Genomic DNA, 2,617 nt, shown 5'->3' with positions numbered 1-2,617 from the left:
CATACTCTTTTATTACCCTTTTATCAATAGCTGGAAATATAATATCCCGAATAATATCTTCTGGTGTAACATACCATTCTTCTGCATACTGTTTAATTTTCTTTGGCTCTGGAGGTTTAGCATTAACCAAGTTATCTGTGGAAAACATTAAAAAAACCGTAAAGAGAACAATCATTTTCTTCATGATGCTCACTCCCATAAATTTTTACAGTTAGATTTCGCATCTTCAATTAATATTATCCACTACAACCAACCCGCATCTCCAAGCCAAGCTGTTTCACTTGTTCAAATGAGACATTAATAAACCAATTTAATGATCAACTAACCTGGCCCTTTAGCTTAATAAGAACCACTGTTTCAATTTCGTGAAACAGGTCAATAATTCCTGAAAAAAAGAATTTTTTGGGGAGAGATGAACTTGTTATTATCTCAAGCATGGGAAACGTATGAATCTGATAAACGTATTGAAGGCTTTTCACCGCAAACATTAAAAGCATATAAACTACAGTCCGGCTTACTTATACGCTTTTTTAATGATGTTCAACTTGAGACGATGACTACGGATCAATTAAAAGCTTATTTAGCAAAATCAAGTGAAAGCCTTAAGCCTTCAAGTTTGGCTCATCGAATTCGTTTTATGAAATCATTGTTTCGATGGTCTCATGAAGAAGGGCATATTCCCAAAAACCCAGCAGCTAAAATAAAAGAACCTAAAACCGGGAAACGAATTCCTAAATTTTTGACCGAAATGGAAATTGAACATTTACGGGAAGCCTGTTGTTCCCCAATGGAAAAGGCATTGTTTGAATTCATGTTCTCCACTGGATGCCGAATAGGAGAAGTTGTTACCTTAGATAGAGGCAGAATTAATTGGTTGAACCGATCCGCCATTATCAGACGTAAAGGCGATAAGGAACGGGAAGTCTATTTCAAATATCCGCTGCGAAATTTGGTTAAAACGATACCTAGATAATCGTGAAGACAGAGACACTGCTATTTTTGTCACGGAACTGGATCCTCATCGAATGAGCATTGCCCAGATGCGATACATTATTAAGCGGATTTCAAACCGCGCCAGCATTAACAAAGACATTCATCCGCACCAACTAAGGCACAGCTATGCAACCCACTTATTGAATAATGGAGCACCTCTAAATGTTATTCAAAGCCTATTAGGTCATGAAAAAAGTGAAACCACCCGGATATATGCCCAGTTAAGCGGAAGCATAAGACAGGAATTATATAGGAAGTTTTTTTAGAAATAAATAAGCAACGCATCTCACGATAGCGTTGCTTTATTTCACTCTTGCACCCGTTTGTTTAAGTATATTTTTCACAATCTTGTCAAGCGCGTCAGACCAGCCGTCGTACACGTACTGATCGCCGGAGTGACCGGCGAATCCGCGCAACCAGTCTTCATGCTTTGATCGCAGGTGGAAAATCATCTCAGTGCACTCGCCGTGTGCGGTGAGTGTTAGGGTCACGACAGGGGAGTTCTCGATGGGATCATCGGGGTAGCCCCAGGTGAAAACGAGCCGTTCGAATGGTACAACATCGAGAAACACACCTCCGGTGGGATACTCCTCGCCGGTCTCGATGTTGACCATCGTATAGCGGTAGCGTCCGCCTTCGCGAACATCGAAGGAGATGGTCTTCAGGGGTGTCGAAGGCAACCAGTCGGCAAGTTCCTTCTCCTCGGTCCAGGCGCGCCACACGAGCTCTCGGCGGGCATTCAGGGTACGGGTAATGGTAAACTCCGGTTCAGATGTGGGCATGTTCATTGTTCCTCCTTTGTGGTCATGTCAAATATCTCTCACCATATTTTACCACAGGGTCGAAGATCTTGTTTAACTGCCCCTTTAGTGGAACATGCAAAAAAGCTGCCGTAGCAGCTACTGAACTTTAACTCTTGCACCAGTTAAAGAAATTACTCCTTTGAAAGTTCCATAAAGACTTTTAATTGTTTTGCAGGAATTTCGTCCATTCTTTTATACTTTTTAATTTTCCCTGTTTTATAATTGAGTAGCGTATATCCACTCTTACCGATAACATAAACCAGTGGCTTTTCTTCTTTGTATTTATAAACATTCTCCTCTGGATTTTCTTGAGTTTCAACATTGCTTAGAGAATAAGTATCCCCAGACAAAATCTGATATGTTCCATCCCCGTAAATTTCCACAGTATCTTTACCTGGTGGGTATTTATAATCATTGGAACATCCAGAAATTATGAATAGATTTATTAATAGAAAAGCAATCGATATTTTTTTCAATTTTTGTTCCTCTTTTGCTCTTTACTTCTATATTTTACCCTGTACAATAACTGTGTCCATTCTATTCGTTACAACCTCATAATACTTAATTTTGGTAAAGGCTTATTTAACTATACGGCCCGTTAGCACAACAAGAAAAAAAGGTTCGCCGAAGCGACCCCTTCTGTAACTCTTGCACCCTTTTAATAAGGGCTGTCATTATTAACCACTTAAAGAATTTGTCTATGTAAGATACGGGATAAAACGAAAACAATTAACCCAAATATCAGTAATTTTACATGTTTTGATTTACTTTTTTTTTGTTCACTCTTCTTATTTTTCGTTTCTATCATCCACATATTAATG

At 39.1% G+C, this 2,617-nt stretch carries 2 protein-coding genes and 2 pseudogenes; 1 reads left to right on the top strand and 3 read right to left on the bottom strand.

All coding sequences use genetic code 11. From position 1 onward, the window contains the following. Positions 1–184: pseudogene (locus V7137_RS10285) on the bottom strand (hypothetical protein); the annotation flags it as partial. Positions 185–418: 234 nt separating this feature from the next. Between V7137_RS10285 and V7137_RS10280 the strand changes: the two are divergent. Next, positions 419–1,259 (top strand): annotated as a pseudogene (locus tag V7137_RS10280) (tyrosine-type recombinase/integrase). Between the two features lie 36 nt (positions 1,260–1,295). Here V7137_RS10280 and V7137_RS10275 read toward each other — a convergent pair. Together V7137_RS10275 and V7137_RS10270 are read right to left on the bottom strand one after the other, a co-directional pair. After that, complete coding sequence (locus V7137_RS10275) at positions 1,296–1,775, bottom strand: SRPBCC family protein (RefSeq protein ID WP_335697996.1); 480 nt, start codon at positions 1,773–1,775, stop codon at positions 1,296–1,298. 152 nt (positions 1,776–1,927) lie between these two features. Next, a complete protein-coding gene (locus V7137_RS10270; protein WP_335697995.1) occupies positions 1,928–2,272 on the bottom strand; it encodes a hypothetical protein in 345 nt (114 codons plus the stop codon). Between the last annotated feature and the right edge of the window lie 345 nt (positions 2,273–2,617).

The organism is Neobacillus drentensis, from assembly GCF_036962765.1.
GTDB classification, from domain to species: Bacteria; Bacillota; Bacilli; order Bacillales; family Cytobacillaceae; genus Neobacillus; species Neobacillus drentensis_C.
Note: the sequence above shows the minus strand (reverse complement) of the source record. Positions and strands in the feature narration are given on the sequence as shown.